This window comes from Pseudomonas citronellolis (assembly GCF_029335315.1).
Lineage (GTDB): Bacteria > Pseudomonadota > Gammaproteobacteria > Pseudomonadales > Pseudomonadaceae > Pseudomonas > Pseudomonas citronellolis_A.
This window is the reverse complement of record NZ_JARJLT010000338.1, coordinates 1-25,613: the sequence shown is the minus strand read 5'-3', so window position 1 is coordinate 25,613 and position 25,613 is coordinate 1. Positions and strand designations below refer to the sequence as shown.

The following is a 25,613-nucleotide window of genomic DNA, read 5'->3' as shown; positions in this document are numbered from 1 at the left end:
TTCGCGGTGGTGGCCGACGAAGTGCGCGCCCTGGCCCAGCGCACCCAGCAGTCCACCGAAGAGATCGAGGCCCTGGTCGCCGGCCTGCAGAGCGGCACCCGCCAGGTGTCCAGCGTGATGCTCGGCAGCCGCGAACTGACCGCCAGCAGCGTGGCCCTGAGCCGCCAGGCCGGGGAGTCGCTGGGCAGCATCACCCGCACGGTGTCGAACATCCAGGCGATGAACCAACAGATCGCCACCGCCGCCGAGGAGCAGAGCGCGGTGGCCGAGGAAATCAGCCGCAGCGTGGTCAACGTCCGCGACGTCTCCGAACAGACCGCCGCCGCCAACCAGGAAGTCGCCGCTTCCAGCGTGGAGCTGGCACGCCTGGGCGGGCAACTGCAGACGCTGGTGAGCCACTTCCGCGTGTGACCCTCAAGGCCGCTGGCATCCCCAGCGGCCATCGGCCCGAGTTGTAAGCCTCGCGTTTTGCCTTCGCGCCGAGCTTTTCGCTTTGGGCCAGGCCACTGCGTACTCCAACTACGACCGCAATGGCCGAGCGCTGTGCATTAACGGCAAGGCCATCCGCCGCGACTTGCGCAACAAAGCTTACCCGCTGAAAAATCGCCGTAGTTTAAAAGTCAATTTTCCTGCCGCCGATTTGAGTTTCGCTACCGTTCTGACCGGCAACCATGGCTGAAGCGCTAATTGCATTTTGATTCGCCCATTCACGAAGTTTCGTAAACTCGTCCTTACGCATTTTGCTCATGGGTACAAAACGCGAAATAGTCGTTTCAAAATCAGCCATAGTCAGGTCACTTGCATCGCCAGTGCCATTCATTCGCCGTGAGAACGCTTCAATCAGCGACTCCCCAACCCACGCTTCGATTTCAGCACCCGAAAGCACAACATCCTTACCGAAATGCGGCTCACCGCCCAGATTAGACAATACATCCAAGTCAAACTTCTCTGGGTCGCGCTTCAACTTCTTAAGATGTATTTCAAGGATCTTCTTTCTTTCCAAGGCTGACGGGAAATCAACGAAAAATATTTCGTCGAATCGCCCCTTTCTCAATAGTTCCGGAGGCAAACTGTTTATGTTGTTAGCGGTGGCAAACACAAAGACAGGCGCCGTTTTTTCCTGCATCCAAGTCAACAGCGTGCCGAATACGCGTGAAGCCGTACCACCATCAGACGCTCCTCCGGAAGAGCCGGATAGTCCTTTCTCAATCTCATCGATCCACAATATGCAGGGTGAAACAGCTTCGGCAGTACGTAGCGCGGAACGAACATTGGATTCTGAAGAGCCAACCAGTCCCTGGAAGATTCTCCCCATATCCAAACGCAATAGTGGCATGTTCCATGACGACGACACGCATTTCGCAGTTAGAGACTTACCGCAACCAGGAACCCCAGTTAAGAGCAATCCCTTCGGGGTCCCGACGCCGAACTCCTGAGCAGCCTGCCCAAAACACTGGCTGCGCAAATGGAGCCACTTTTTAAGCGTTGCCAGACCTCCAACATCCTCAAGATTCAGCTTTGAGTCAATGTACTCCAAAATACCTGTTTTCCGTATGATTTGTTTCTTTTCGGAAAGCAGATCCTTTACGGTATCTTCATTGATACTCAGACTCGATACCAATGAACGAGACAAGCTATTGTCAATCTCCAATGCCGTGAGCCCCAAAGCGGCATCAATTAGTTTTTCCTTGGCGTCGCTGGACAGATCAATCTTGACACTGCCATTGCCCTCCCAGGAATTAATAAAATTACTTATCTGAACCTTAACTTCATCGCGTGACGGCAAAGGAAAATCAATCAACGTGATTTCCTTCTGGAGATCATTGGCAACTTCAAAGCTAGGTGCAACGATAATGCAATTGCTTCGATATCCGCGCGAGCGAATATTTATGGCGAAGTCTCGAAGCCGACGGCGATAGACAGGACTTGAGCATGAGGCAAGATGGCTATGTGCATCACAAAAAACAAAAATATTTTTGCTGCTCTCTTCTTGTGCTTTTTCTTCGCAAAAATCCAAGGCCATCTTCAAATCGAAGGTTTTATCCCCAACCACGGAGCCATTTGTCTGGACGCCCAGCGTCGAGTTCCAAACGAATAAACGATGGCTAAGCGTCTTGGCAATTTCAGAAATCTCACTGAGCACGCGCTCTTCCTCGAAAGACTCAATGACCAAAATCGCATAACGCGCCTTGAGGTAATCTGTGATCTGTTTGGTACGGTTCATGCTTAATATCCCTTTGCTTGAACTGACTTATACATGCATAGGAAGACCGGTTTTGGTGACACCGGAATTTGAAACAACAAACTCGACAACTCGTCTAGCACGGAAAAAATCAATGTCGACCCTGTCACTGGTCTTGATAATCTGCTTGTGCTGATAGGGATGTTCCGCGTTATGCCGATACCGACCAGCCAGCGTCAAGTCTACGGCTTTAACGACACGAATCATGGCTTCATTCTGGAATATTTCTTTTGGCGTATAGCCTGTATAAAGTATCCAGTTTTTCTGACCATTAACGGCATGTATCAACTGCTCCAAGGCTGGAGCCTGGTCGAGCGGTTCCCCTCCGGAGAGGGTAACCCCGGCGATGTTCAGTGCATTTATCTTCTGCGCCAACTCATCAATAGACATCAACGTACTCGCTTCGCGAGCATGGGTCCCCGGATTAAAGCACCCCTTGCAATTCAAGGCACAACCCTGCACCCATAATGTCAAGCGCAACCCGGGGCCATTAACGCAGCTCAACTCCATGTGATGTACATTGATTTCCATCTAGAAATTCGCGCTGAGAATTTGAAGGGTTTGCTCTTCATGGACAACAGTATATTCCGGCTTCCACTCAGTCACCAGTTCCGCAGCAGGGCTCGAAAGTAGAGATTCAAGTTCTTCGGTAAGTCTTGTGCAGATGTCACCTTTCACACCACGCACTTCCTCCATGACTTCATCGCCCGTAAAGTTCACATGGATGCTGTATTCGTAGTGAGGTCCAAATTCAATCTCGAACCCTTGAAGCGTTTCTTTCGTTCTTGCTGGAACACCTGAAGTTTCTATGCGCTTGATGGTTTCGTCGATGGCTACGCTGATGTACGCTTTCTGAAAGCTTGAAGCCAAACCAGCCTTGATCGCTTCATCGTCGGCGAAAATAGTTTCCCGCTCGACGAGGAGTGTGTAGGAGCCTTCCTCGACTTGGCAAACAAATAGATTGAATCCATCAGCCGTTTGGCCACAAACAGCTCTAAATTGCTGCTTACCCATATAGCCGATTTTGCTCAACACCTTTTTGCTGAACTCGCTGGGAAATATGGCAACCATGTCTGTCGTCGGGCTAAGGCCCATCTTGCCAAACGCTTTGGCAATGGCCTCTTCATTAACATAAGAAAATTCAAATCTTGTACAATGAGACATATTAAAGCTCCAGCTTGCGCCCGGAAACAACTTCTTCTGCGCTCTGGATAGCAATCAATACCTCGGGACTGAGATCAATGTTTCGCATGGGTGCAGTAGATGCATGCGCGGTCTCGGGTGCAGAAGCTCCTGAAGTCGAGGCTGGAGTTCCAGGGTTGACAACCTTCCGACGCCTTGGTGCTGTCTGTGACGCGCCACTGCCACCAAGGAGGCTTGCATCAATCGTTTCCAGCAGCTTCCTTATCACCAGGACGGGATTTGATGTAATCTTTTCATACAGCCCAATGGACAATAAGACATCGGCACCATCACTGAACTTCAACTTAACGAAGTAGTTCTGATTTTCATCGCCAATAATGCCAATGTGCGAAACCTGATCAAGATCTCGTGACAGCTTACTCCAAACAACCCCATCAAACGACGCTACAACTATTTTTGTCGCTGTTGCGGCAAAAGCGTTGCTACCCGCTTTAACCTCGTCAGCATAAAAATTCTGGTAGCTGGCCAGAATCTTCTCCCCTACAGAAAACCCCAGAGCATTTGCCAAGTATTCATTTGTCGAAAAATCGATATCCGCATGAAACTTCAAGCTTTTTGACAGAACGTAAAGACCAGAGATCCCTAGCAGCCCCAGTACTATTGCCTTTATCGCATATCCCGGCTCAAGAACCACAAAAACCGCGACAATAAAACCCATGAATCCATAGCCGTAGTTTATGGCCGTCTGTGTACTGAGCTTTTTATTTCTATAAACCTGAAATGTCTTGCCGGGAATGTATTTTTTTGAAGGTGCCAATGCCAGGGCACACACACCAAAAAAAGCCAGCCCAATAAGCCCCAGTGCAGCTTGACGCATTTGCCCACTGGTCAGCCCGTCAAGAAACATCCCCGCACCGGCAACGATGAGAATCGGTAAGACTGCGAGTACTGCAAGCCCCGCTATCTTACCTTTGGTTGCCATCAGCATTTTCCACATCGGAATAGTTTTTATCATTCAAAAGCCTTATGGAGTTGGTACAGAATCGCGTAATGAGGGGATGACTTTATAACCACTCACTTTTCTATGCTACATGACGATATGTATCGCCCCCGCGTGATAATCCCTCTCCCGCCGCACCTGGCTCCCCATAGTCTCTGAAGCCCGGCCATGTCTGAATCCCTGGTCGTCCCCTGCCCGCACTGCAACGGCCTCAATCGTGTTCCCCGCTGAGCGTCTGGGCGACGCGCCGGCCGCCCGCCGAAAATCCGAAGCACCACGCAACTAGGAGGCGTCTGATTGCCCCGCGAGCGGCGCTCGGCGACAGTGAGTTTCCTCTTGCTGAGGACTGGTTGGCACAGGCAAGGATGCCTGGCCGGCCTTCATGACCTGGGCCCGACGGGCGGATCAGCCTTCCCGCTGGCGGCCGTCATCGACCAGCGTGACCACTTCTACCCGCATCGGGCTCGGCTCCAGCTCCGCGTCACCCGCCTCGAAGATGTCGGCGAGGCTGCGGACGTTCGTCGCCAGCTTGTCCGTCTGCAGCACCGCGGTGGCCGCATGCATGTCGCCCAGGCGCGAGCGCCCCGCCATGAAAATCCACATCGAATCGAGCAGCAGGAACGCACTCGCATTGCGCGTCAGCGCCTGGCCCGGTCGACAGCTCCGTCCGCTCTTCCGGTCGATGACGCGGATATGCAGCAGCCGCTTGCCCAGGCTCTGCCCGTTCGGCAAGGCGTCACCGAGCAGGAAGTAACCCAGCGCCAACGGCATGCCCAGGAAGAGCCCGGCATCCGGGCTCACCCAGGCCAGGTTGGCGGAAAGCAGCTTCGCGACGAAGCTGGCGAGCAGGAAAATCGCGATGGCGATGGCGCCGTCTATGGCCTTGGCGGCAAGGCGCCGCACGATGCTGGCCAGGATCTTGGGTTGGTTGCTCGGCATCCTTGAACGCTCTCCTCCATGGGGCGAGAAGAAAGGCGCCGCAGCGCTCTCGCCAAAGCCCGCCATCCTAAACCAAGTTCAGGCCCTCTGGCCCGGTGGATAGGCGGTGAGTGCGCCCGCTCAGAAAAACAGGTCGACACGGAAATACACCGGGTGTTCGCGGCGCTCCAGCGCGCTGGGCCGTTCCAGCGAACGGGCGAAGCTCAGGGTCGCCGCCAGGTACTGGCCGCGCGCGTTGAGCTCCAGGGCGTGGCCGCTGAGGCGGCCGCTGGCGTCGGCGTTGTAGCGGCCATGCTCGATGGCGCCGAAGTCGTAGCCGTAGCCCAGGCCGTATTCCTGCAGCCAGGGTTGCAGCGCCGTCCAGGTCACCGGGCGGCGCCAGCGCAGCTGGTTGCGCCAGTAGTAACCGCTGTCGCCGGAGAGGCTCTGGTCCTTGAAGCCGCGCACCGAGTTGAGCCCGCCGAGGCTGATGCGCTGCGGGCTGTAGAGCACGTCTTCGCTCTTTTGCGCGGTGGCCAGGGCGTCGAAACTGAAGCTCTCGCCGCCCAGCTGGAACGGCTGCAGGTAGCTCAGGGTGAGGGTGTATTTGTCGTAGCGGGCGTGCGGCTGGCCCGGTTGCGGGTCGTGCTCACCCTGGGCGCCGAGCGCGCCGAGGCCCTGCTGCCAGCCGGCGTCGAGGTTGACGAAGGCGCTGCCGATGCGCCGGCCGTGGTTGAAGCCCAGCTGGCCTTCGCTGATGCGGCTGCTGGAGACGTCGAGCTTTTCGTCGTCGATGAAGTTGTTGGAGCGCACGTGGGCCAGGCCGAAGTTCACCGCGGTCTTGCTCAGGCTGTCGCGGTGCAGCACGCGCTCGGCGCCGAGCTGGTGCGACTGGCTGTCGCCGTCGAACTTGAAGGCGAAGCCGCTGCCTTCGTTGCGAGTGCGGTAGTAGCTCTGGTTATAGCTGTAGCGGAAGGTCCACCAGCCGTAGGGCAGGCTGTAGAACAGGGCCTGGTTGTCGGAGTGCTTCCAATGGTCGCTGACCACGTCCTGGGCCATGCGCAGGCCGAGCTGGTCGGCCAGGCCCAGCGGGCTGTCCCAGTCCAGGCCGAGGCCGGCCTGCTGTTCGCCGCTGCTGGCGTCGCCGCTGTTGTCGCGGAACGCCGAGACACGCCAGGGCTTGGCGCGCTCGCCCTTGAGCTGTACGCGGCTGCCGCCGACTTCATTGCCGGGCACCAGTTCCAGCTGGGCCTGGCGCGAAGGCAGGCGGTTGACCTGGTCCACCAGCTGCTCCAGCTCGCGCAGGTTGAGCACCTCGCCGGCATGGCCGGGGAAGCCCATGCCCAGCTCGCGCGGGCTGGCCACGGCGGACTCGTCGAAGCTCTCCACAAAGCCTTCCAGGCGGCCTTCGACCACGACGATCTTCAGGCTGCCGCTGGAGAGGTCCTGCTGCGGCAGGTAGGCGCGGCTGGTGACGAAACCGCGCGCCAGGTAGTGGTCGGTGATGCTCTTGAGCAGCGCATTGAGCTGGCCAACGCCCAGGCACTGGCCGCGATACGGCGCCAGCAGGCGCTCGCGGGCGCCGCCATCGAGGTGCGCGGCGCCGTCCAGGGTGATTTCGCGGATGGCGAAGCAACGGCTGTCGCTCGGCGCCGGCGCGGCCGCTTGTGGCGCGGCCTTGCCCGGCAGTTGCTGGAGGTCGTCCAGGCGCTGCTGCTGTTCGCGCAGCAGCTGTTGCTGGCGGTCACGCTGGAAGTCACGATCGCCGGGACTGGGCGGCAAGGAGGCGGCCTGCGCCGAAAAGCTGGTGGTGAGGGCGAACGCAAGCGTCCAGCCCCGAGGGAGAGATGGCATCCCGGCATACCTGAGCGGTTCGAATGAGCGCGGGATTAGAGCAAATCAAAAAGCCATCAGATCGCCGTTTGGCGGGGGCGTTCGCGCTTTAGGACAGGTCCTGCATGTGGCCTCCGCTTTTCCCTAGGCCCGGGTAATCGATTCCGCCGGCAGCCGGTAAATCCAGATGCGCCGCAGCACCGTGGCGAACTGCCGAGCCAGGCTGCCGCTGTTGTAGGTCTGCCCGTAGCGCGCGGCTATCGCGCGCACTTCGCGGGCCAGTTCGGCGTAGCGGCGCGCCGGCAGGTCGGGGTACAGGTGGTGTTCGATCTGGTGGCTGAGGTTGCCGGTGAGGATGTGCAGCAGCTTGCCGCCCTCCAGGTTGCTGGAGCCGCGCAGCTGGCGCAGGTACCAGTGGCCACGGGTTTCACCGTCCAGCACGCTGGCCGGGAACACCGCCGCCTTCTCGGTGAAGTGGCCGCAGAAGATCACCGTGAAGGTCCACAGGTTGCGCAGCAGGTTGGCCAGCAGGTTGCCGCAGAACACCGCCCAGAAGCCGCCGCCGAGCAGGCCCAGCAGGGGGAACACGAGGTAGTCCTTGGCCCACTGGCGGCCCAGCTTGGCGTTGAACGCGCGCAGCAGCGGGCGCAGTTCGTCCTTGCCCAGGCGGCCCTTGAAGTACTGGTCCAGGCGCAGGTGCTGGATGGCCACGGCGTACTGGAACAGCAGCGCCTGCAAGGTCACCCACAGCGGCTGCCAGCGGTAGAACGGCTTCCAGCGCTGTTCGGGGAACAGCCGCACCACGCCGTAGCCGACGTCGTCGTCCTTGCCCAGGACGTTGGTGTAGGTGTGGTGGATGTGGTTGTGGGTGTGCCGCCAGAAGTCGGCCGGGCCGACGATGTCCCACTCGTACTGGCGCCCGGCGAATTCCGGGTCGTTCATCCAGTCGTACTGGCCGTGCATGACGTTGTGGCCCAGCTCCATGTTCTCGAGGATTTTCCCCAGCCCCAGGAGCAGCCCGCCGAGCAGCCAGGTGGGCGCGAACCAGCCGCACAGCAGCAGCGCGCGGCCGGCCCAGCAGCAGGCGCGCACGGCGCCGCGCACGCGGCGGATGTAGCGGGCGTCGGCTTCGCCGAGGTCGTCCAGGGTGCGCTGGCGCAGGGCGTCCAGCTCGGCGCCGAAGGCGGCCAGCTCGGCCGGGGTGAGGTCGCGGTCTTCGCGCATGTCGGGGTTCCGGATAAGGCTAGAGGTCGAGGCTGACGTCGCCCTGCGGGGCGCTGACGCAGAGGCGGATGGGCTGCTGCGGTTCGCTGTGCAGCTCGCCGCTGCGCAGGTCGCGCACGCTGCCGGAAAGCAGGGTGCAGGTGCAGCTCGTGCAGATGCCCTGGCGGCAGCCGTGGGCCGGGCGCAGGCCGGCGGCCTCGGCCTGTTCGAGCAGGCTGCGCTGGTTGTCACCGGTGGCATCGCGGCCGCTGCGGGCGAAACGCAGGCGCAGCTCGCGACGGGCTTCGTCGCTGTTCCAGACGGGCACCGTGAAGGCTTCCCATTGCAGGCTGGCGGCGCGGTTTTCGAGGCTGTCGCGCACGGCGCCAACGAAGCCGGCCGGGCCGCAGGCGAGCACGTGGTCACCCGTCACGCCATCGAGATGTTCGTTGCGGAAGCGCCCCTGCAACTCGCCTTCCGCGGCCGCGCCGGTGCTGATGGCCCAGCGCGGGCTGAAGTTGGGATAGTCGCGAGCCAGGGCCTGCAGGTGTTCGGCGTAGGCGCGCTGGCCGCGCTCGCGCACGTAGTGCAGCAGCGTCACCGGGCCACGATAGCCCTCGGCCAGGGCCTGGCGCAGCAGGCCGAACAGCGGTGTCAGGCCACTGCCGGCGGCCAGCAGCAGTACACCGCGCTGGTCGGCCGGCCAGCGCAGGTCGCCGGCCGGCGCGCCCAGTTCGAGCACGTCGCCCACGCACAGCTGGCCGAGCAGCAGCGGCGAGACGCGGCCACCGGGCTGCCGTTTCACGGCGATCTCCAGGCAGCCGCCGGCCTCGCCAATCAGGCTGTAGCTGCGCGCCAGGCGCACGCCGGCGTGCTCGATGAACAGTTGCAGGTGCTGGCCGGGCCGGCCGCCGCGCCAGTTGGCGTTGGGCCGCAGGCGCAGGGCGAGGGTGTCGTCGGCCACCCACTGGCGGCCCTCCACGCGGGCGAACACGCGGTTCAGCGCCCAGGCCGGGTTGAGCGTGGCGAGCACGGCGTCGACATCGGCCTCGCGCAGCCAATGCCGGTGCGCCAGTGCGCGCAAAGGCGCCAGCAGCGGGCGCAGGGGCCGCAGCCAGGCCAGGGGGAGCAGGGTCATGGGAATCCACAAACAGTAAACACTTGTTCACTAAACTGGCATGCCGGCACTATTCAGTCAACAATCGTTCACTGAAATGATCGACTGTCGCGCTGGATAATGGCCATTTGCTAGAGTCGCCGCACACCCAGACGGCCCCCGCATGGACAGCGCGGGGGCAACCGCCCGTTGCCACAAGGAGTCCCATGAACCGGCCCGCGCGTTTCGCCCTGCTCGCCCTCGCCAGCCTGCCCCTGCTGCGCGCCCCCAGCGCCCTCGCCGCCCAGGCGGAGTACCTGGTCATGACGCCGCTGGAAGAAGTCCGGCAGAAATGCCAGCACGACCTGCCCAGCCACGCCGTCACCTGCATCCTCGACGGCACGACCATCGGCGAGCCGGCGCAGTGGCTGCCCAAGGGCAGCGTCACCGAGAACCTCTCGCAGGACGAATGGGCCGCCGGCGCGCAGGTGGGCCTGGTGCTGGAGCTGACCACCCGCACCGCCGCCAACGGCGTGCCGCTGCTGGTCGCCACCGGCTACCAGACGCTCAGCACCGCGCCGCAGCAGAAGGAAACCCGCTTCGCCGGCGCGCTGTGGAAAACCGTGCGCAGCCAGCTGTACGTCAAGCCGGTGGACGATCCGCTGGCGGTGCAGTTCCTCCACGACGCCACCTTCAGCCCCACGCCGCAGCAGCTGGCGGCCCGCCAGGACGCGGCCAAGGAGGCCGAGGCGCGCGCCTACGTCGACTCCCCGGAAGGGCAACGGCTGATCGCCGCCGAGCAGATCATCAACTGCGACGACCAGATCCGCGAAGCGCGCGAAGTGCTCGCCCGCGACGACCGGATCGCGGCCGTTTCCGGCTACGAGAACAAGCTCGACCGCCGCCGCGCCGGCGAACGCATCGTCGAGTGCCAGGACGCGATGAAGGAGTATTGGGCCGACTACCGGCGCAACGGCGGCAAGGCCCGCACGGTGCAGGCCCTGCGCAACCCCTGAGCGGCCCGCTCGCCCGCCTCCCCGGCCATTTGCTAGAGTGCCGGGGCCCTCGCCCTGGAAGCCCCCATGTCCTCTCCCCGTGCCGAACAGAAACAGCAGACCCGCCAGGCCCTGATGGACGCCGCGCGCGGCCTGATGGACAGCGGCCGCGGTTTCGGCAGCCTGAGCCTGCGCGAGGTGGCGCGCGCCGCCGGCATCGTGCCGGCTGGTTTCTACCGGCACTTCGCCGATATGGACGCGCTGGGCCTGGCGCTGGTCGCCGACGTAGACGAGACCTTCCGCCAGACCCTGCGCGTGGTGCGGCGCAACGAATTCGAGCTGGGCGGGGTGATCGAGGCCTCGGTGCGCATCTTCCTCGACGCGGTGAGCGCCAACCGCACCCAGTTCCTGTTCCTGGCCCGCGAGCAGTACGGCGGCTCGCTGCCCATCCGCCAGGCGGTGGGCACCCTGCGCCAGCGCATCACCGACGACCTGGCGGCGGACCTGGCGCTGCTCAACAAGCTGCCGCACCTGAAGCCGGCCGACCTCGACATCATCGCCGACCTGGTAGTGAAGACGGTGTTCGCCACCCTGCCGGAGCTGATCGACCCGCCGGCCGAGTCGCTGCCGGCGCACCTGGGCGCGGAAGCCAAGGTCACCCAGCAGCTGCGCTTCATCATGATCGGCGCCAAGCACTGGCTGGGCGTCGACCCGCGCGCCTGAGGCCGAGGCTTCCTTGTAGGAGCGAGCTTGCTCACGAACCCGCCGGTGGCGCCTGCGCATTGGTTCAGCTCCACGCCCTCGCCCTGAAGGGAGAGGGCAAGGAGGTCGGGTCGACTACGTTGTCACCGGCCAACACCTTTCGCGAGCAAGCTCGCTCCTACGAAAAGCCCCATTCCGCCCTACATCGGTGCGCACCATTTGCGTGCGCACCATCGGCGCGCACGCGCACCATTCCTGATCATTCGGACAACCGCCCCAGGCCGCGCCATTGCTGGCCGCGCCCGGCCCTGGCAAGGCCCTTGCTGTAGCTCGGCCATTGCCTACTGCCGGACACCGCCATGCTGGTCATCCACCAACGCATCGAGCCCCGCGACCACTGGGACGCCGAACTGCACCTGAACTACGAGGCGCGCAGCAAGAGCCGCCTGCGCTGCTACAGCCGCGAAGGCGAAGACGTCGGCCTGTTCCTCGAACGCGGCCAGTCGCCGCTGGCCGACGGCGACTGCCTGCTGGCCAACGATGGTCGCGTGGTGCGCGTGTGCGCAGCGCCCGAGCAACTGCTCCACGTGACCTGCGCCAGCCCCCGCGAGCTGAACCGCGCCGCCTACCACCTGGGCAACCGCCACGTGGCGCTGCAGGTGGGCGAAGGCTGGCTGCGCCTGCTCGACGACTACGTGCTCAAGGCCATGCTCGACCAGCTCGGCGCCACCGTGCACAGCATCGAGGCGCCCTTCCAGCCTGAGCACGGCGCCTATGGCGGTGGGCACCACCATTCGCACCAGGGCGAGGCGGAGTTCAACTACGCGCCGAAGCTGCATCAGTTCGGGGTGCGGCGCTGATGACGATGCAAATCCCCTTCGAGACTTCAGGCGAACACCCGACATTCGCGAGCGCATCGATCAGCCCCCTCGCCCTTCGGGGAGAGGGTTGGGGAGAGGGCGATGCCCAACGCCAGTAGCTCCATCAACGCGCTCTGGCCCCTCCTGCGCCTCGCCAGCCCGCAGCTGCCGATCGGCGGCTACAGCTACTCCCAAGGTCTGGAAGCGGCGCTGGAGCACGGCCTGGTCACGGATGCCGAGAGCGCCTTCGCCTGGCTCGCCGACCAGTTGCAACTGAACCTCGCGCGTTTCGAGGGGCCGCTGCTGGCCGAGCTGCTGCGCGCCGCGCTGGCCACCGACTGGGCGGCCCTGAGCGATGCCGCCGAACGCCACCGGGCCAGCCGCGAAACCCGCGAGCTGGCCCAGGAGAACCGCCAGATGGGCTTCTCCCTGGCACAACTGCTGGAGGCCCTGCCGGAGCTCGACGCGCCGGCCCGCGCCTGGCTCGCCGCGCAGCCGGAACCCTCGCTGGCCGCCACCTGGGCCCTGGCCGCGCGGGCCTGGGGCCTGGACGCCGGGCAGGCCCTGGGCGCCTGGCTGTGGGGCTGGGCGGAGAACCAACTGGCGGTGCTGATGAAGGCCCTGCCGCTGGGCCAGCTGGCCGCGCAGAAGCTCACCTCGCGCCTGCTTCCCGAACTCGAACGGGCCTGCGCCGCCGCGCTGGCGGAGGACGCCCCCGGTGGCGCGCCCTTCGGCCTGGCGCTGGCGAGCATGGCCCATGAATCGCAATACAGCCGTCTGTTCCGTTCCTAGGAGAACCCCAGCATGAACTCCCAACCCCTGCGCGTCGGCATCGGCGGCCCGGTGGGCTCCGGCAAGACCGCCCTGACCCTGGCCCTGTGCCGCGCCCTGCGCAACCGCTACAACCTGGCCGTGGTGACCAACGACATCTACACCCAGGAAGACGCCCAGTTCCTGGTGCGCAACGAGGCGCTGGACCCGGAGCGGATCATCGGCGTGGAAACCGGCGGCTGCCCGCACACGGCGATCCGCGAGGACGCCTCGATCAACCTGGAGGCGGTGGACCAGCTCAACCGTCGCTTCCCCGGTCTTGAACTGATCCTGGTGGAATCCGGCGGCGACAACCTCTCGGCCACCTTCAGCCCCGAGCTGTCGGACCTGACCCTGTACGTGATCGACGTGTCCGCCGGCGACAAGATTCCGCGCAAGGGCGGGCCGGGCATCTGCAAGTCCGACCTGCTGGTGATCAACAAGATCGACCTGGCGCCCCTGGTCGGCGCTTCGCTGGACGTGATGGACCAGGACGCACGGAAGATGCGCGGCGAGCGGCCCTTCGTGTTCAGCAACCAGAAGACCGGCCTGGGCCTCGACGAGATCATCGCCTTCATCGAACGCCAGGGCCTGCTGACCGCCGCCTGATACCGCCCGCGGGCCCCACGCGGGGCCCGCCGAACGCCCCCACAAGGAAGCCCCCATGTCCCTGCGCAAAAGCCTCTACGCCCTGGCGCTGTTCCTCACCCCGGCCATCGCCTTCGCCCACCCCGGCCACGGCGACAACGGCCTGGCCGCCGGCGTGCTGCACCCGCTGACCGGCCTCGACCACCTGCTGGCGATGTTCGCCGTCGGCCTCTGGGCCGCCCAGCAGAAAGGCGCCGCGCGCCTGGCACTGCCCTGCACCTTCGTCGGCGCCATGCTGCTCGGCGGCCTGCTCGGCTTCGACGGCGTGCAACTGCCCTTCATCGAAACCGGCATCGCCGCCTCGGTGCTCGCCCTGGGCCTGTGCGTGGCCCTGGCGGTGCGCCCGCCGCTGGCCCTGGCAATGGGCGTGACCGCGCTGTTCGCCATGGCCCACGGCATCGCCCACGGTCTGGAGCTGCCGGAGCTGTCCAGCCCCTGGGCCTACGCCGCCGGCTTCGTCGCCGCCACCGCAGGCCTGCACGCCGCCGGCTACGCGCTGGTGCGCTACCTGCCGCAGGCGGCCGCGCCGCTGGTGCGCGTCGCCGGCCTGGCCTCGGCCGGCGCCGGAGTGTGGTTGCTGGCGGGCTGACGGATATCGCACCTCCCCCTAGGGCGCATAACGCCTACGGCGTTATCCGCCGACCAGCCCCGCGCAGGGCGACGGCGGATAACCGCGAACGGTTATTCGCCCTACGCGGGAGCCCCGCCCGCGCGCATGACCGCCCGGCGTCAGAGCGAGATCGGATAGTTGAGGATCAGCCGCGTCTGGTCGAAGTCGCTGTTGAAGCTGCGCCGGTTGCTGGCGTGGTTGACCCGCACGTTGAGCTTTTTCAGCGGTCCGCTCTGCACCGTGTAGCCCAGCTCCAGGTCACGTTCCCATTCCTTGCCGCCACTGCCGAGCTTGGTGGTGGCGTTGTCGCCCTTGCCGTAGCGCACCATGCTCACCAGGCCGGGCACACCCAGGGCCGCGAAGTCGTAGTCGTGGCGCAGCTGCCAGGAGCGTTCGTCCTCGTTGGTGAAATTGCCGTTGAACATGTCGTTGCCCATGGTCCGCCCGCTGCTGCCGTAGACCGACTGCCACATACCGGTGCCGCCGACCTTCTGCAGGCCGAGGTAGAGGGTGTGCCCGCCATGGCTCGCCGAAAGCAGTGCGTAGGCGGTGTGGCTATCGATGTCGCCTGCCAGGGCGCGGCCATCGTCGCGGTCGAAGAACAGGCCGAGGTTGGCGCCCAGCACCCAGTCGCCCAGCGGCTGCTTGTGCACCAGGTTGAAATAGCGCTGGGTGTAGATGTCCTCCAGTTGCGCGTACCAGGCGCCCAGCAAGGTGCGCTGGTCGTTGAAGCGGTACTCGCCGCCGGCGTAGTTGAAAGCGTCGGACTGCGCCGTCGGCGCCGACCAGGACGACAGGTCCTGCAGGTCCGCCGAGTTGCGCAGGCTGACCTGGTCGTAGCGCCCGCCGTACAGGCTCACGCCAGCCCATTCCCGGGACACCAGCGCCGCACCGCGGAACGTCTGCGGCAGCAGGCGGCCGTCGTCATAACGCAGCACGGGGATGTCCGGGAGCATCTCGCCGACCTTCAGCTCACTGGCCGAGAACCGCAGCTTGGCCGCCACCGCCACCCGCCCGTACTCATCGGCGGCCTTGCCGTCGTCGTGCACCGGCAGCAGCTCGGAACCGCTCTGGTCGCGGCTGCTGTTGAGCTTCACGCCATACAGGCCCAGGGCATCGACGCCCAGCCCCAGGGGGCCGCGGGTGTAGCCAGAGGTGAACTTGAGGATGAAGCCCTGGGCCCACTCGTTGACCAGGCTCTTGCCCGCACTGTGATCGCGGAAGTCGCGGTTGAACGCGTAGTTGCGCAGCACCAGGTCGGTGCGCGAGTCCTCGAAGAAGCCACCCTCCTCGGCCAGCGCGGGCGCGCACAGCAGCGGCAGGGCCACGCAGGCGAGGGACGGCAATACGGCGGTGTGACGGGTACTCATTGTTATTGTTCTCCGTTTCTTTGGGATGCAGCGACCCGGGACGCGTCCGTGTGGACACGCCCTGGGCGGGGTTCGCGGTGGAGCCGGCTAGACGATCAGAACGGGTAGTGGCGCGCCTCGCGCTGCACGCTCACCCAGTGGTCACGGGTGAACTCGTCGATCGCCCAGTCGCCGTTGAAGCGACCCAGGCCGGAGTTCTTCTCGCCACCGAAGGGCGCGTTGGCCTCGTCGTTGACCGGGATGTCGTTCACGTGGGTCATGCCCGCGCGGATGCGCCGGGCGAAGCGCACGCCGCGGTCGAGGTCGCGGGTGAACACTGCGCTGGCCAGGCCGTACTCGCTGGCGTTGGCCAATTGCAGGGCGTGCTCCTCGTCGCGGGCGCGCAGCAGGCCGATCAGCGGGCCGAAGATTTCGTCGCGGGCGATCTCCATCTCCGGGCCGACTTCGCCGTACACGTGGGGCGCCAGCAACTGGCCCTGCACGCCGCCTTCGTACAGCGGCCTGGCGCCTTCGCGACGGGCCAGGGCGACCTTCTCCAGCAGGCCTTCGAGCTGGCGCGCGTTGATGATCGGGCCGACGGCGGTCTCGGCCAGTTGCGGGTCGCCGACCTTCACCCGCTTCACGCGCTCGACGAAGCGTTCGGCGAAGGCGTCGTACAGCGAGTCGGCAACGATGATGCGGTTGATCGCCATGCAGATCTGCCCCTGGTGCAGGAACTTGCCGAACACCGCCGCGCTCACCGCCTGCTCCAGGTCGGCGTCCTCCAGCACCACGAACGGGCTGTTGCCGCCCAGCTCCAGGGCCACGTGCTTGAGATGCGCCCCGCCGCTGGCGATGCGACCGATGTTGCGCCCCACCGGGGTGGAGCCCGTGAAGGTCACCAGGCCCGGCACCGGGTGCTCGACGAAGGCGTCGCCGATCTCGCTGCCGGCGCCGACCACCACGCTGAGCACCCCGGCCGGCAGCCCGGCTTCCTCGAACAGGCGCGCCAGCAGCAGGCCGCCGCACACCGGGGTGTCGCTGGCCGGCTTGACCACCACCGCGTTACCCAACGCCAGGGCCGGGGCCAGCGAGCGCTGGGTCAGGTGCAGGGGGAAGTTCCACGGGCTGATGACCCCGACCACGCCGATGGCGCTGCGATACACACGGCTTTCCTTGCCGGGGACGTTGGAATCGACGATGCGCCCGTGCACGCGGCTGGGAAAGGACGCCGACTCCAGGGTGATGGCACGCGCCGCGCCCCACTCCAGGGTCGCCTTCAGGCGGGTGCTGCCGGATTCGCGGATGATCCAGTCGATGATCTCTTCGCGGCGCTGGTCGAACAGCGCCACCACGCGGTGCAGCAGCGCGGCGCGCTCCGCCGGCGGCAACGCGGCCCAGGCCGGCTGCACCTCGGCGGCCTTGCGGTAGGCGGCATCGAGGTCGTCGCGACTGGCCTGGGGGATTTCCGCCAGCAGGCTGCCGTCGTAGGGATTGCAGTCACGCAGCAGCTTGCCGGTGCTGCCGGTGCGCCATTCGCCGGCGATGGGTTGCAGGTGGAAGTCGGTGTAAGCGGTCATGGACGTGCTCCTTTCAAACGGATTTTTCGCGGGCGAGGAAGGCGCCGGCAGGCTCGCGTGGACGCAGGCGGATGCAGCCGATGGCCAGCGCGCCCAGGACCCCGGGGAGGGCGAAGGCGAGGAAGTTCTCCTGGAACGGCAGCTCCAGGGCCAGCAGGCTGCCGCCGAGCATGGGCCCGGCAATGGCGCCGAGGCGGCCGATACCGGCGGCCCAGCCGACCCCGGTGCTACGCACGTGGGCCGGGTAGAACTGCGAAGCGTAGGCGTGAATCACCGCCAGGGTGCCGATGGTGGTGGCACCGGCGATCACCAGCAGGCCGTTGAGCAGCCACGGGCCGGGGTTCACCCCCAGCGCCGCCAGCGAGGCCGCGGCCAGGGCGAAGAACAGCACCAGTGTGCGCTGGGTACCCAGGCGGTCGGCGAGCCAGCCGCCGAACAGCGCGCCGACGGTGGCGCCAACGTTCAGGGTGACCAGGAACACCAGGCTGGAAGTCAGGGGGTAGCCACCGTTGGCCATCAGCTTCGGCAGCCAGGTATTGAGGCCGTAGCTCATCAGCATGCACATGCCGAAGCCGACCCACAGCAGCAGCGTGCCCAGCGCCTGGCCGCCATGGAACAGCTGCGGCAGGCGCGCCTTGTCGGCGTCGGGGTCGGGCCTGGCGATCAACAGTTGGGTGCCGGCGCGGTAATCCGGGTCGACCTTGGCCAGCAGCGCGTCCAGCTCGGCGCGGCGTCCCTTGATTTCGAGGAAAGCCGCCGACTCCGGCAGGTAGCGCAGCATCAGCGGCACCGCCAGCACCGGCAGCACCGGCAGCACCGCCACGTAGAACACCGACTGCCAGCCCCACTGCGGGATCAGCGCGATGCCCACCAGCGCCGAGAGCACCGCGCCCACCGAGTAGAAGCTGGACATCACGGTGATCAGCGTGGCGCGACGCCCGGCCGGGGCGAATTCGCTGATCAGGTTGACCGCGCTGGGCACCAGGGCGCCCAGCGCCAGGCCGGTGAGGAAACGGCACACGCCCAGTTGTAGCGGCGTTTGCGCATGCCCGGTGAGGAAGGCCGCGAGGCTCGCCAGCAGGGTCATCAGGATCACCAGCCGGCGCCGCCCGTAACGGTCGGCCAGGGGGGCGAGCAGGGTCCCGCCGAAGAGCATGCCGAACAGCGCGCAGCTGCCCAGGGTGCCGGCTTCCACGGGGGATAACTGCCACTCGTGCATCAGCCGGGGCACCACCGAGCCGTACACCACCATGTCGTAGCCGTCGAACAGCATGATGAAGCAGCCCCAGGCCAGGATCAGCCAGTGGGTGCGGTTGAAACGGGCGGCGTCGATCACCGCCGCGACTGTCGTCTTGTGCATAACCACCTCTTGTTATTTTTCTGTGGGTGTAGCGGCTGGCGCCCCAGGCAGGGCGCGCACGCGTCAGGGTTCGATGGTGAGGGTGGGCACCTCGATCAGCACCGGCTCGCTGCCGGCCAGCGCGCGCGCCAGTTCAGCGCGCAAGGTCGCGGCGTCGGCCGCCTGCACCGAACGCACGCCATAGCCGCTGCCGATCTGGCAGAAGTCCAGGCCGGGCACGTCCAGGCCGGGGGCGTCGGGCACGTCGAGCACCCCGGCGAACCAGCGCAGCGCGCCGTAGGTGCCGTTCTTGAGGATGATGAACACCGCCGGGATGCGGTATTGCGCGGCGGTCCAGAGCGCGGTGATGCCGTAGTTGGCCGAGCCGTCGCCGATGATGCCGATCACCCGCCGTTGCGGTTGCGCCAGTTGCACGCCGACCGCCGCCGGCAGGCCGAAGCCCAGGCCGCCGGCCGCCGGGAAGAAATAACTGCCCGGCTGGCGCATCTGCACGCGCTGCCAGAAGGCGGTCACCGTGGAGGTGGATTCCTTGACGAAGATGGCGTCGTCCGGGGCCAGTTCGTCGATCACGTCGAACACGCTTTCCGGGTGCAGCGGCCCCGCCCCGGCGGCGCGCGGCGCCGGGCGCGGCAGGGCTTCGGGCATCGGCCGCGCGCTGGGGCGAACGGCTTCCACCAGGGCTTCGACGGTGAGGAAGATGTCGCCGACCAGGGCGTCGCCCATGGGCGCGCGGGCGGCCTCGCCGGGGTCGCAGGTGAGGTGCACCAGCTCGGCGCCGGCGGGCAGGTAGTCGCCCGGGGCGAACTGGTGGTAGCGGAACACCGGGGCGCCGATCACCAGGATCAGGTCGTGCCCGGCGAGCCGTTGCGAGATGCCGGCGATGGCTGCCGGCAGCACGCCACGGAAGCATGGGTGGCGGGTGGGGAACGGGCAGCGCGAGGCCGAGGGCGCGACCCAGGCCGGCATCCGCAGTTTCTCCGCCAGCTGCACGGCCAACGGGTTGGCGTTGGCCCCGTCGACGTCCGGGCCCAGCACCAGCACCGGGTTGCGCGCCCGCGACAGGCGCCCGGCCAACTCGCCCAGCTGCGCCGGCGAAGGCAGCCCGGCGCTGGCGACGTGGCGTGCGGCCAGGTGCTCGACGCCGGCCGGCGCCGGTTGCGCCCAGTCGTCGTAGGGGATCGACAGGTACACCGGCGCCTTGGGCGCCAGGTTCGCCATGTGGATGGCCTGGCTCAGCGCGCGCGGCACGTCCTGGGCGCAGGCCGGCTCGGCGCTCCATTTCACCAGCGGCTTGGGCAACTGCGGCGCTTCGACGTTGGCCAGCATCGCCTCCACCCCGATCATCGAGCGCACCTGCTGGCCGGCGCTGATCACCAGTGGGCTGTGGCTGTACCAGGCGTTGGTCAGCGCGCCCATGCCGTTGCCAGTGCCGGCGGCGGCGTGCAGGTTGACGAAGGCCGGCTTGCCGCTGGCCAGGGCGAAGCCGTCGGCCATGCCGACCACCGCGCCTTCGTGCAGGCCGAGGATGTAGCGGAAGTCTTCGGGGAAGTCCTTGAGGAACGGCAGTTCGTTGGAGCCAGGGTTGCCGAACACGGTGGTCAGGCCATGGCGCCGGAGGATGTCGTAGGAGGCGGAGTGCACGCTTTTCATGCTGGCCCTTCAGGCTCGTCGTTGGATTTGCGCTACTCTCGCAGCGGCCAGATAATCGATCAAATCGATAGTCTTTCTATCTAAAATAAAAACCATCTATGCGACCGCCATGGCCCAGATCGACCTCAACCTGATCCGCACCTTCGTCACCCTCTACGAAGCCGGCAGCGTGACTGCCGCCGCCGAGCGCCTGTTCGTCACCCAGCCCTCGGTGAGCTACGCCCTGGCGCGGCTGCGCGAGTTGTTCGACGACCCGCTGTTCAGCCGCAGCCGCGACGGCATCCAGCCGACCTTCGTCGCCGAACAGCTGTACGCCACGCTGCGCGAGGCGCTGACGCGCATCGAAGGCGCGGTGCAGGGCACCCGCCAGTTCGACCCGGCGAGTACCGAGCGGCGCTTCCGTATCGCCCTCACCGACCTCGGCGAGCTGGGCTTCCTGCCGCTGATCCTGGCGCGACTGAACCGCGAGGCGCCGAACGCCGAAGTGGAAGTGCTGCCGCTGCAGGTGGACCAGGTGGGCGACTGGCTGGCCAGTGGCAAGGTGGACGCCGCCATCTGCCGCCAGGCGGTGCCCGGCAGCCGCAGCCAGGTACTGATCCACGAGCGCTACGTATGCCTGCTGTGCGCCGACCACCCGCGCATCGGTGGAGCGCTCGACCTGCCGGCCTACCTGGATGAGCGTCATGTGGTGGTGACGCGCACCTCCGGCCACGGCATAGCCGAGGACGTGCTCCAGGCGATGAAGCTGGAGCGCCGTATCGCCCTGCGCGTGCCGCACTTCTCGGTGCTGCCGAAGATCCTTCCCGGCACCGACCTGCTGACCATCCTGCCGGCGCAAATCGCCGGCATGTTCGTCGCCGAGGGTGGGCTGAAGATGCTCGAGCTGCCTTTCGCCGTGCCGTCCTTCGACGTGTCCCTGCACTGGCGCGCGAGCAGCGAGCAGTCGGCGGCGCTGGAGTGGTTCCGCAACGCCATCGCCGAGGCGATCATCGACGGCCAGCACTGAACCGGCCTCAGTGCGCGGCCAGCGGCGCGGCGGCCGGCGCCACGGGGCGCAAGCCGAGCAGCACGCCGGCGGCCAGCACGAAAACCACGGCGAACAGCCCGTACAGGTGCAGCGGCTGCCAGCCGCCATCGAGCAACACGCCGGCGACGGTCGGCGAGAGGATCGCGCCCAGGCGGCCGACGCCGATCGCCCAGCCCACCCCGGTGGCGCGCACCCCGGCCGGGTAGGCCAGCGGCGACAACGCGTAGAGCCCGGCGATGCAGCCGTTGGCGCACAGCCCGATCAACAGCCCCAGCCCCAGCGCGGCGGCCAGCGAGGTGGCCGAGGCGAGGAACAGCACCAGCAGCGCGGCGGTGACCAGCATGAAGCCCTGCAGCACCCGCGCCAGGGGCAGGCGCGCGGAAAGCGCGCCCACCAGCGCCGCGCCGAAGATGCCGCCGATGCTCAGCAGCACCCCGCCGGTGATGCCCTGCTGCGCGGTCAGCCCGGCGGCCACCAGCAGCTTCGGCGTCCAGCTCATGATGAAGTAGAAGCCGAACATGGCGAGGAAGAACAACAGCCAGATCAGCAAGGTCGAGCGGCGCAGTTCGGGCGCCAGCAACTGCAGCAGGGCCGCGCCCTTCCGTTCGCGCACACGGGCCTCGGGCAGTGCGGTGAGGCTCTCCAGGCCCAGCCGACGAGCCAGGGCGTTGACCCGCACCAGGGCGTTGGCCGGACGGCGGGCAAGGAGGAAGTCGAGGGACTCCGGCAGGCCCACCAGTACCAGCGGGATCGCCGCCAGGGAGATCAGGCCGCCGGCGAGGAACACCGAGCGCCAGCCCCAGTGGCCGATCAACCACACCGCCAACAGGCCACCGAAGGTCGCGCCCAGCGCGTAGCCGGTGGATTGCAGGCTGACCGCCAGCGGCCGCCAGCGCTTGCTGGCGTATTCGGCGGCGATCACATTGCTGCTGGCGAGGATGCCGCCAATGCCCAGGCCGGTGAGGCCGCGCAGCAGGGCGAGCTGGGTCGGCGACTGGCTAAGCGCTGAAAGCAGCATGCCCAGGCCGCACAGCAGCAGGCAGAAGAGAATCAGCGGGCGACGGCCGAACTGGTCGGCGCGCGGGGCGATGAACAGCGAGCCGGCGGCCATGCCGAACAGCCCGGCGCTGAGCAGCAGGCCGACCTGGGCGCCGTTCAGGCCCCACTCGGCGGACACCGAGGCGGCGGTGAAGGCCATCACCAGCACGTCGAAGCCGTCGATCATGTTGAGCACGATGCAGATGCCGATGGCGGTCCACTGGAAGCGGTTCATCGGGCCCTGTTCCAGGGCGGCGCGCAGGTCGCGGCTCATGGGCGCACCCCGCGAGCGGCGGAGGTCGAAGGCAACGCACGGTGGAAGGCACAGCGCAGGCGGAGTGAGGCCGGCATGGCGGGTTCCTCTTGTTCTTGTTGTGGAGGCTGGGTGGCGCACACCCTGGCAGCAGTGGATCCCGAATACAAGCATGATTGGATCCCAAAAATCTCTTCAGCCGGCTACGCCCCTATCCCGCAACCACGGCAACCCCCACATGAACAGGCTTATACGACCAATTATCGAATCCGTTCGTTTATCGAACTGATTATTTTTCGACCATTTCGGTTGACAGCTTTTGCCTCGCCATTCAAACATTGGATCCAATAACAAGCACAAGATGAGGATCGCCCCATGTTTCCGAAGAACGCCTGGTACGTCGCCTGCACCCCTGATGAGATCGACGGCAAGCCCCTGGGCCGGCAGGTCTGCGGCGAGAAGATGGTCTTCTACCGCGGCGCCGAGGGGCGCGTGGCGGCGCTGGAGGATTTCTGCCCGCACCGCGGCGCGCCGCTGTCGCTGGGCTTCGTCGAGGACGGCAAGCTGATCTGCGGTTACCACGGCCTGGCCATGGGCTGCGAGGGCCGCACAGAATCCATGCCCGGCCAGCGCGTGCGCGGTTTCCCGGCGATCCGCACGTTCGCCGTGGAAGAGCGCTACGGCTTCATCTGGGTGTGGCCAGGCGACGCCGCCCAGGCCGACCCGGCGTTGATCCACCACCTGGAATGGGCGGACAACCCGGACTGGGCCTACGGCGGCGGGCTGTACCACATCCAGTGCGACTACCGGCTGATGATCGACAACCTCATGGACCTCACCCACGAGACCTATGTGCACGCCAGCAGCATCGGCCAGAAGGAGATCGACGAGGCGGCGCCGCAGACCCGCACGGAAGGCGACGAGGTGATTACCGAGCGGCACATGGAAAGCGTCATGGCCCCGCCCTTCTGGCGCATGGCCCTGCGTGGCAACGGCCTGGCCGACGACGTGCCGGTGGACCGCTGGCAGATCTGCCGCTTCACCCCGCCCAGCCACGTGCTGATCGAGGTGGGCGTGGCCCACGCCGGCCACGGTGGCTACCACGCGCCGGCGCGGCACAAGGCGGCGAGCATCGTGGTCGACTTCATCACCCCCGAGAGCGAGACCTCCATCTGGTATTTCTGGGGCATGGCGCGCAACTTCCAGCCGCAGGACGAGGCGCTCACCGCGACCATCCGCGAGGGCCAGGGAAAGATCTTCGGCGAGGACCTGGAGATGCTCGAACAGCAGCAACGGAACCTGCTGCGCCATCCCCAGCGGCAGCTGCTGAAGCTGAACATCGACGCCGGCGGCGTGCAGTCCCGGCGCATCCTCGAGCGCCTCTGCGAGGCCGAGTAGCAACAACCCGCCTCCGCGCTGATCGCCAGCGCCTGAGCCCCTTTCCAGCGCCGGCCCGCGCGGCCGGCCAAGCCTGAGACTGCCACCGTGCTAGACGTCGTTATCACCCGCGTGCAGCGGGAAACCCCGGATATCCTCAGCCTCGAACTGGCCCGCGCCGACGCCGGTCCGCTGCCAGCCTTCAGCGCCGGTTCGCACATCGACCTGCACCTGCCGGGCGGTCTGGTGCGCCAGTACTCGCTGTGCAACGCGCCGGAGGAAACCCACCGCTACCGCATCGCCGTGCTGCGTTGCGCCGATTCGCGCGGCGGCTCCCTCGCCGTGCATGCACTGCAGGCCGGGCAACCCCTGCGCATCGGTGCGCCGCGCAACCTGTTCCCGCTCGCGCAAGGCACCGGCCGGCGCCTGCTGTTGGCCGGCGGTATCGGCATCACCCCGCTGCTGAGCATGGCCGAACAGCTGAGCCGTGACGGCGCCGACTTCGAGCTGCACTACTGCGCGCGCTCGGCCTCGCAGGCGGCCTTCGTCGAGCACCTTGCGCACTGCGCCTACGCCAGCCGGGTGACCTGCCACTTCGACGACGGCGACCCGGCGCGGCGCCTGGACGTGGCCACGCTGCTGGCGGCGCAGGCAGGCGATGCGCAGTTGTACACCTGCGGGCCGGCGGGCTTCATGGAACACGTGCTGGACAGCGCCCGCCGCCTGGGCTGGGACGAGTCGCGCCTGCACCGCGAATACTTCGGCGCCGAGCCGGACGTGGGTGGCGCAGCCTTCGAGGTGCAGCTGGCGAGCAGCGGCCAGGTGGTTCGCGTGGAGGACGGGCAGAGTGTGGTGGAAGCGTTGCGCGCGGTCGGCGTGGAGGTGCAAGTGGCCTGCGAACAGGGCATCTGCGGCACCTGCCTGACCCGTGTGCTGGAGGGCGTGCCGGAACACCGCGACCAGTACCTGACGGAAGACGAACAGGCCGCCAATGACCAGTTCACGCCCTGCTGTTCGCGCTCCTGCAGCCCACGGCTGGTGCTGGACCTCTGACGTCGTAGGGCGCATAACGCCTGCGGCGTTATCCGCCGATCGGCCCCGGCGGAGGGCAACGGCGGATAACCGCGAACGGTTATTCGCCCTACGGCCCGCTATTCCGTCGTCGAAGGTTTCTTCAACACCGCCACCCCGTCGCGCTGCGGGTGGAAGTTCTCGGCGTAGCGCAGGGTTGCGTTGGCATGCTCGCGCATGATCGCCTCGGCCCGTGCGCCCTGCCCGTGGACCAGGGCGTCGAAGGCGGCATGGTGCTGCATGTGGGCGAAGTTGAAGCGCTGGAATTCACGGGGCAGGTTGTCGCGGTCCACCGCCAGCGAGCTGACCGAAGCGAACGGCAGGTGGTCGTTGCGCGCCAGGGCCTCGGCGATGGCGCGGTTGCCGCTGGCCTCGATGATCGCCTGGTGAAAGCGCATGTTGAGGCTGTGGTAGGCCTCCAGATCCTCGGGCAGCACATGGCCCTTTTCGAACAGCCGGTCGCCCTCCTCCAGGCACTCGCGCAGCAGCTGGCGGGTCCGCTCGGAAATGCCGCGTTCGGCGGCCTGGCGCGCCGCCAGGCCCTCCAGCACGCCGCGTACTTCCACGGCGCCGGCGATGTCCTGCTCGGTCACCTCGCGCACCGTGTAACCGCGCCCGCCGGCCTTGATCAGCAAGCCTTCCTGTTCCAGCGTGCGCAGCGCCATGCGCACCGGCATGCGCGAAACCTGCAGGCGTTCGGCGGTGGGAATCTCGACGATCCGCTCGCCAGCGGCCAACTCGCCAGAGGCGATCATCTTGCGCAGTTCAGCCAGCACGCGTTGGCCTGGTTTGCTCATCGGGGGGCTCTTGAAGCGGGGAGGATTTGGGGATGATAACGCGCGAGCAAC

At 66.1% G+C, this 25,613-nt stretch carries 24 protein-coding genes and 1 pseudogene; 11 read left to right on the top strand and 14 right to left on the bottom strand.

Annotated elements, in window-relative coordinates; all coding sequences use genetic code 11:
- Positions 1–411 (top strand): methyl-accepting chemotaxis protein (locus P3W75_RS25410; protein WP_276230085.1); only part of this gene is annotated, 411 nt, incomplete at its 5' end.
- A 202-nt stretch (positions 412–613) separates the two neighbouring features.
- Here the strand turns inward: P3W75_RS25410 and P3W75_RS25405 are convergent.
- From P3W75_RS25405 to P3W75_RS25390, 4 genes are read right to left on the bottom strand one after another with little or no spacing between them, the layout of a single operon-like run.
- Positions 614–2,224, bottom strand: coding sequence for an AAA family ATPase (locus P3W75_RS25405; protein WP_276230084.1), 1,611 nt, complete (start codon positions 2,222–2,224; stop codon positions 614–616).
- Positions 2,225–2,251: 27 nt separating this feature from the next.
- Positions 2,252–2,773, bottom strand: coding sequence for a 4Fe-4S single cluster domain-containing protein (locus P3W75_RS25400; RefSeq protein WP_276230083.1), 522 nt, complete (start codon positions 2,771–2,773; stop codon positions 2,252–2,254).
- Positions 2,774–3,406, bottom strand: a complete 633-nt coding sequence (locus tag P3W75_RS25395; RefSeq protein ID WP_276230082.1) for a DUF2997 domain-containing protein — start codon at positions 3,404–3,406, stop codon at positions 2,774–2,776.
- Between the two features lies 1 nt (position 3,407).
- Positions 3,408–4,367, bottom strand: a complete 960-nt coding sequence (locus P3W75_RS25390) for a hypothetical protein (RefSeq protein WP_276230081.1) — start codon at positions 4,365–4,367, stop codon at positions 3,408–3,410.
- Between the two features lie 186 nt (positions 4,368–4,553).
- Between P3W75_RS25390 and P3W75_RS31980 the strand changes: the two are divergent.
- A pseudogene (locus tag P3W75_RS31980) lies at positions 4,554–4,647 on the top strand (thioredoxin TrxC); the annotation flags it as partial.
- Positions 4,648–4,790: 143 nt separating this feature from the next.
- On the opposite strand, the gene P3W75_RS25385 reads toward P3W75_RS31980, so the two are convergent.
- The 4 genes from P3W75_RS25385 to P3W75_RS25370 form a co-directional block, all read right to left on the bottom strand.
- Positions 4,791–5,324, bottom strand: a complete 534-nt coding sequence (locus P3W75_RS25385; RefSeq protein WP_276230080.1) for an RDD family protein — start codon at positions 5,322–5,324, stop codon at positions 4,791–4,793.
- Positions 5,325–5,444: 120 nt separating this feature from the next.
- Positions 5,445–7,157: a ShlB/FhaC/HecB family hemolysin secretion/activation protein gene (locus tag P3W75_RS25380; RefSeq protein WP_276230079.1), complete on the bottom strand. Its 1,713-nt coding sequence runs from the start codon at positions 7,155–7,157 to the stop codon at positions 5,445–5,447.
- Between the two features lie 123 nt (positions 7,158–7,280).
- Entirely contained in the window at positions 7,281–8,360 is a 1,080-nt protein-coding gene (locus P3W75_RS25375) for a fatty acid desaturase family protein (RefSeq protein ID WP_276230078.1), read from the bottom strand.
- 19 nt (positions 8,361–8,379) lie between these two features.
- Complete coding sequence (locus P3W75_RS25370) at positions 8,380–9,477, bottom strand: flavin reductase family protein (protein WP_276230077.1); 1,098 nt, start codon at positions 9,475–9,477, stop codon at positions 8,380–8,382.
- 185 nt (positions 9,478–9,662) lie between these two features.
- Here P3W75_RS25370 and P3W75_RS25365 point away from each other — a divergent pair, with 185 nt between their 5' ends.
- From P3W75_RS25365 to P3W75_RS25340, 6 genes are all read left to right on the top strand, one after another.
- Complete coding sequence (locus P3W75_RS25365) at positions 9,663–10,451, top strand: hypothetical protein (RefSeq protein WP_276230076.1); 789 nt, start codon at positions 9,663–9,665, stop codon at positions 10,449–10,451.
- Positions 10,452–10,517: 66 nt separating this feature from the next.
- Positions 10,518–11,153, top strand: a complete 636-nt coding sequence (locus tag P3W75_RS25360) for a TetR family transcriptional regulator (protein ID WP_276230075.1) — start codon at positions 10,518–10,520, stop codon at positions 11,151–11,153.
- Positions 11,154–11,491: 338 nt separating this feature from the next.
- Positions 11,492–11,992 carry an urease accessory protein UreE gene (gene ureE / locus P3W75_RS25355; protein ID WP_276230074.1) on the top strand — a complete coding sequence of 167 codons (501 nt, stop codon included), beginning with the start codon at positions 11,492–11,494 and terminating at the stop codon, positions 11,990–11,992.
- A gap of 102 nt (positions 11,993–12,094) precedes the next feature.
- Entirely contained in the window at positions 12,095–12,784 is a 690-nt protein-coding gene (locus P3W75_RS25350; protein ID WP_430765413.1) for an urease accessory protein UreF, read from the top strand.
- Between the two features lie 12 nt (positions 12,785–12,796).
- Complete coding sequence (gene ureG, locus P3W75_RS25345; RefSeq protein ID WP_276230073.1) at positions 12,797–13,411, top strand: urease accessory protein UreG; 615 nt, start codon at positions 12,797–12,799, stop codon at positions 13,409–13,411.
- Positions 13,412–13,466: 55 nt separating this feature from the next.
- Positions 13,467–14,039, top strand: a complete 573-nt coding sequence (locus tag P3W75_RS25340; protein ID WP_276230072.1) for a HupE/UreJ family protein — start codon at positions 13,467–13,469, stop codon at positions 14,037–14,039.
- Positions 14,040–14,179: 140 nt separating this feature from the next.
- Here P3W75_RS25340 and P3W75_RS25335 read toward each other — a convergent pair whose 3' ends face one another.
- From P3W75_RS25335 to mdlC, 4 genes are all read right to left on the bottom strand, one after another.
- The gene (locus tag P3W75_RS25335) at positions 14,180–15,430 is read right to left on the bottom strand and encodes an OprD family porin (protein WP_276230071.1); all 1,251 of its coding nucleotides are present in this window, start codon (positions 15,428–15,430) and stop codon (positions 14,180–14,182) included.
- Positions 15,431–15,525: 95 nt separating this feature from the next.
- On the bottom strand, positions 15,526–16,989 hold the full coding sequence (locus tag P3W75_RS25330) for an aldehyde dehydrogenase family protein (RefSeq protein ID WP_276230070.1): 1,464 nt from the start codon (positions 16,987–16,989) through the stop codon (positions 15,526–15,528).
- Between the two features lie 13 nt (positions 16,990–17,002).
- Positions 17,003–18,349: an MFS transporter gene (locus tag P3W75_RS25325; RefSeq protein WP_276230069.1), complete on the bottom strand. Its 1,347-nt coding sequence runs from the start codon at positions 18,347–18,349 to the stop codon at positions 17,003–17,005.
- Between the two features lie 63 nt (positions 18,350–18,412).
- Positions 18,413–19,999 carry a benzoylformate decarboxylase gene (mdlC, locus tag P3W75_RS25320; protein WP_276230068.1) on the bottom strand — a complete coding sequence of 529 codons (1,587 nt, stop codon included), beginning with the start codon at positions 19,997–19,999 and terminating at the stop codon, positions 18,413–18,415.
- A gap of 109 nt (positions 20,000–20,108) precedes the next feature.
- Between mdlC and P3W75_RS25315 the strand changes: the two genes are divergently transcribed.
- Positions 20,109–21,005: a LysR family transcriptional regulator gene (locus P3W75_RS25315; RefSeq protein WP_276230067.1), complete on the top strand. Its 897-nt coding sequence runs from the start codon at positions 20,109–20,111 to the stop codon at positions 21,003–21,005.
- Positions 21,006–21,012: 7 nt separating this feature from the next.
- On the opposite strand, the gene P3W75_RS25310 is transcribed toward P3W75_RS25315, so the two are convergent.
- Positions 21,013–22,338 carry an MFS transporter gene (locus P3W75_RS25310; protein WP_276230066.1) on the bottom strand — a complete coding sequence of 442 codons (1,326 nt, stop codon included), beginning with the start codon at positions 22,336–22,338 and terminating at the stop codon, positions 21,013–21,015.
- A 354-nt stretch (positions 22,339–22,692) separates the two neighbouring features.
- Here P3W75_RS25310 and P3W75_RS25305 point away from each other — a divergent pair, with 354 nt between their 5' ends.
- The gene (locus P3W75_RS25305) at positions 22,693–23,715 is read left to right on the top strand and encodes an aromatic ring-hydroxylating oxygenase subunit alpha (RefSeq protein WP_276230065.1); all 1,023 of its coding nucleotides are present in this window, start codon (positions 22,693–22,695) and stop codon (positions 23,713–23,715) included.
- An 87-nt stretch (positions 23,716–23,802) separates the two neighbouring features.
- Positions 23,803–24,747 carry a PDR/VanB family oxidoreductase gene (locus P3W75_RS25300; RefSeq protein WP_276230064.1) on the top strand — a complete coding sequence of 315 codons (945 nt, stop codon included), beginning with the start codon at positions 23,803–23,805 and terminating at the stop codon, positions 24,745–24,747.
- Between the two features lie 98 nt (positions 24,748–24,845).
- Here P3W75_RS25300 and P3W75_RS25295 read toward each other — a convergent pair whose 3' ends face one another.
- Positions 24,846–25,562, bottom strand: a complete 717-nt coding sequence (locus tag P3W75_RS25295; protein ID WP_276230063.1) for a GntR family transcriptional regulator — start codon at positions 25,560–25,562, stop codon at positions 24,846–24,848.
- Positions 25,563–25,613 lie beyond the last annotated feature (51 nt).

Excerpts from the sequence above, each read along its gene's own strand:
- P3W75_RS25390 (WP_276230081.1), bottom strand. The coding sequence starts at position 4,367 with ATGGCAACCAAAGGTAAGATAGCGGGGCTTGCAGTACTCGCAGTCTTA.
- P3W75_RS25340 (WP_276230072.1), top strand. The coding sequence starts at position 13,467 with ATGTCCCTGCGCAAAAGCCTCTACGCCCTGGCGCTGTTCCTCACCCCG.
- P3W75_RS25350 (WP_430765413.1), top strand. The coding sequence starts at position 12,095 with ATGCCCAACGCCAGTAGCTCCATCAACGCGCTCTGGCCCCTCCTGCGC.
- P3W75_RS25315 (WP_276230067.1), top strand. The coding sequence starts at position 20,109 with ATGGCCCAGATCGACCTCAACCTGATCCGCACCTTCGTCACCCTCTAC.
- P3W75_RS25380 (WP_276230079.1), bottom strand. The coding sequence starts at position 7,157 with ATGCCATCTCTCCCTCGGGGCTGGACGCTTGCGTTCGCCCTCACCACC.
- P3W75_RS25370 (WP_276230077.1), bottom strand. The coding sequence starts at position 9,477 with ATGACCCTGCTCCCCCTGGCCTGGCTGCGGCCCCTGCGCCCGCTGCTG.
- P3W75_RS25360 (WP_276230075.1), top strand. The coding sequence starts at position 10,518 with ATGTCCTCTCCCCGTGCCGAACAGAAACAGCAGACCCGCCAGGCCCTG.
- P3W75_RS25385 (WP_276230080.1), bottom strand. The coding sequence starts at position 5,324 with ATGCCGAGCAACCAACCCAAGATCCTGGCCAGCATCGTGCGGCGCCTT.
- P3W75_RS25405 (WP_276230084.1), bottom strand. The coding sequence starts at position 2,224 with ATGAACCGTACCAAACAGATCACAGATTACCTCAAGGCGCGTTATGCG.
- P3W75_RS25310 (WP_276230066.1), bottom strand. The coding sequence starts at position 22,338 with ATGAGCCGCGACCTGCGCGCCGCCCTGGAACAGGGCCCGATGAACCGC.
- P3W75_RS25375 (WP_276230078.1), bottom strand. The coding sequence starts at position 8,360 with ATGCGCGAAGACCGCGACCTCACCCCGGCCGAGCTGGCCGCCTTCGGC.
- ureG (WP_276230073.1), top strand. The coding sequence starts at position 12,797 with ATGAACTCCCAACCCCTGCGCGTCGGCATCGGCGGCCCGGTGGGCTCC.
- P3W75_RS25335 (WP_276230071.1), bottom strand. The coding sequence starts at position 15,430 with ATGAGTACCCGTCACACCGCCGTATTGCCGTCCCTCGCCTGCGTGGCC.
- P3W75_RS25330 (WP_276230070.1), bottom strand. The coding sequence starts at position 16,989 with ATGACCGCTTACACCGACTTCCACCTGCAACCCATCGCCGGCGAATGG.
- P3W75_RS25325 (WP_276230069.1), bottom strand. The coding sequence starts at position 18,349 with ATGCACAAGACGACAGTCGCGGCGGTGATCGACGCCGCCCGTTTCAAC.
- mdlC (WP_276230068.1), bottom strand. The coding sequence starts at position 19,999 with ATGAAAAGCGTGCACTCCGCCTCCTACGACATCCTCCGGCGCCATGGC.
- P3W75_RS25305 (WP_276230065.1), top strand. The coding sequence starts at position 22,693 with ATGTTTCCGAAGAACGCCTGGTACGTCGCCTGCACCCCTGATGAGATC.
- P3W75_RS25395 (WP_276230082.1), bottom strand. The coding sequence starts at position 3,406 with ATGTCTCATTGTACAAGATTTGAATTTTCTTATGTTAATGAAGAGGCC.
- ureE (WP_276230074.1), top strand. The coding sequence starts at position 11,492 with ATGCTGGTCATCCACCAACGCATCGAGCCCCGCGACCACTGGGACGCC.
- P3W75_RS25400 (WP_276230083.1), bottom strand. The coding sequence starts at position 2,773 with ATGGAAATCAATGTACATCACATGGAGTTGAGCTGCGTTAATGGCCCC.
- P3W75_RS25295 (WP_276230063.1), bottom strand. The coding sequence starts at position 25,562 with ATGAGCAAACCAGGCCAACGCGTGCTGGCTGAACTGCGCAAGATGATC.
- P3W75_RS25365 (WP_276230076.1), top strand. The coding sequence starts at position 9,663 with ATGAACCGGCCCGCGCGTTTCGCCCTGCTCGCCCTCGCCAGCCTGCCC.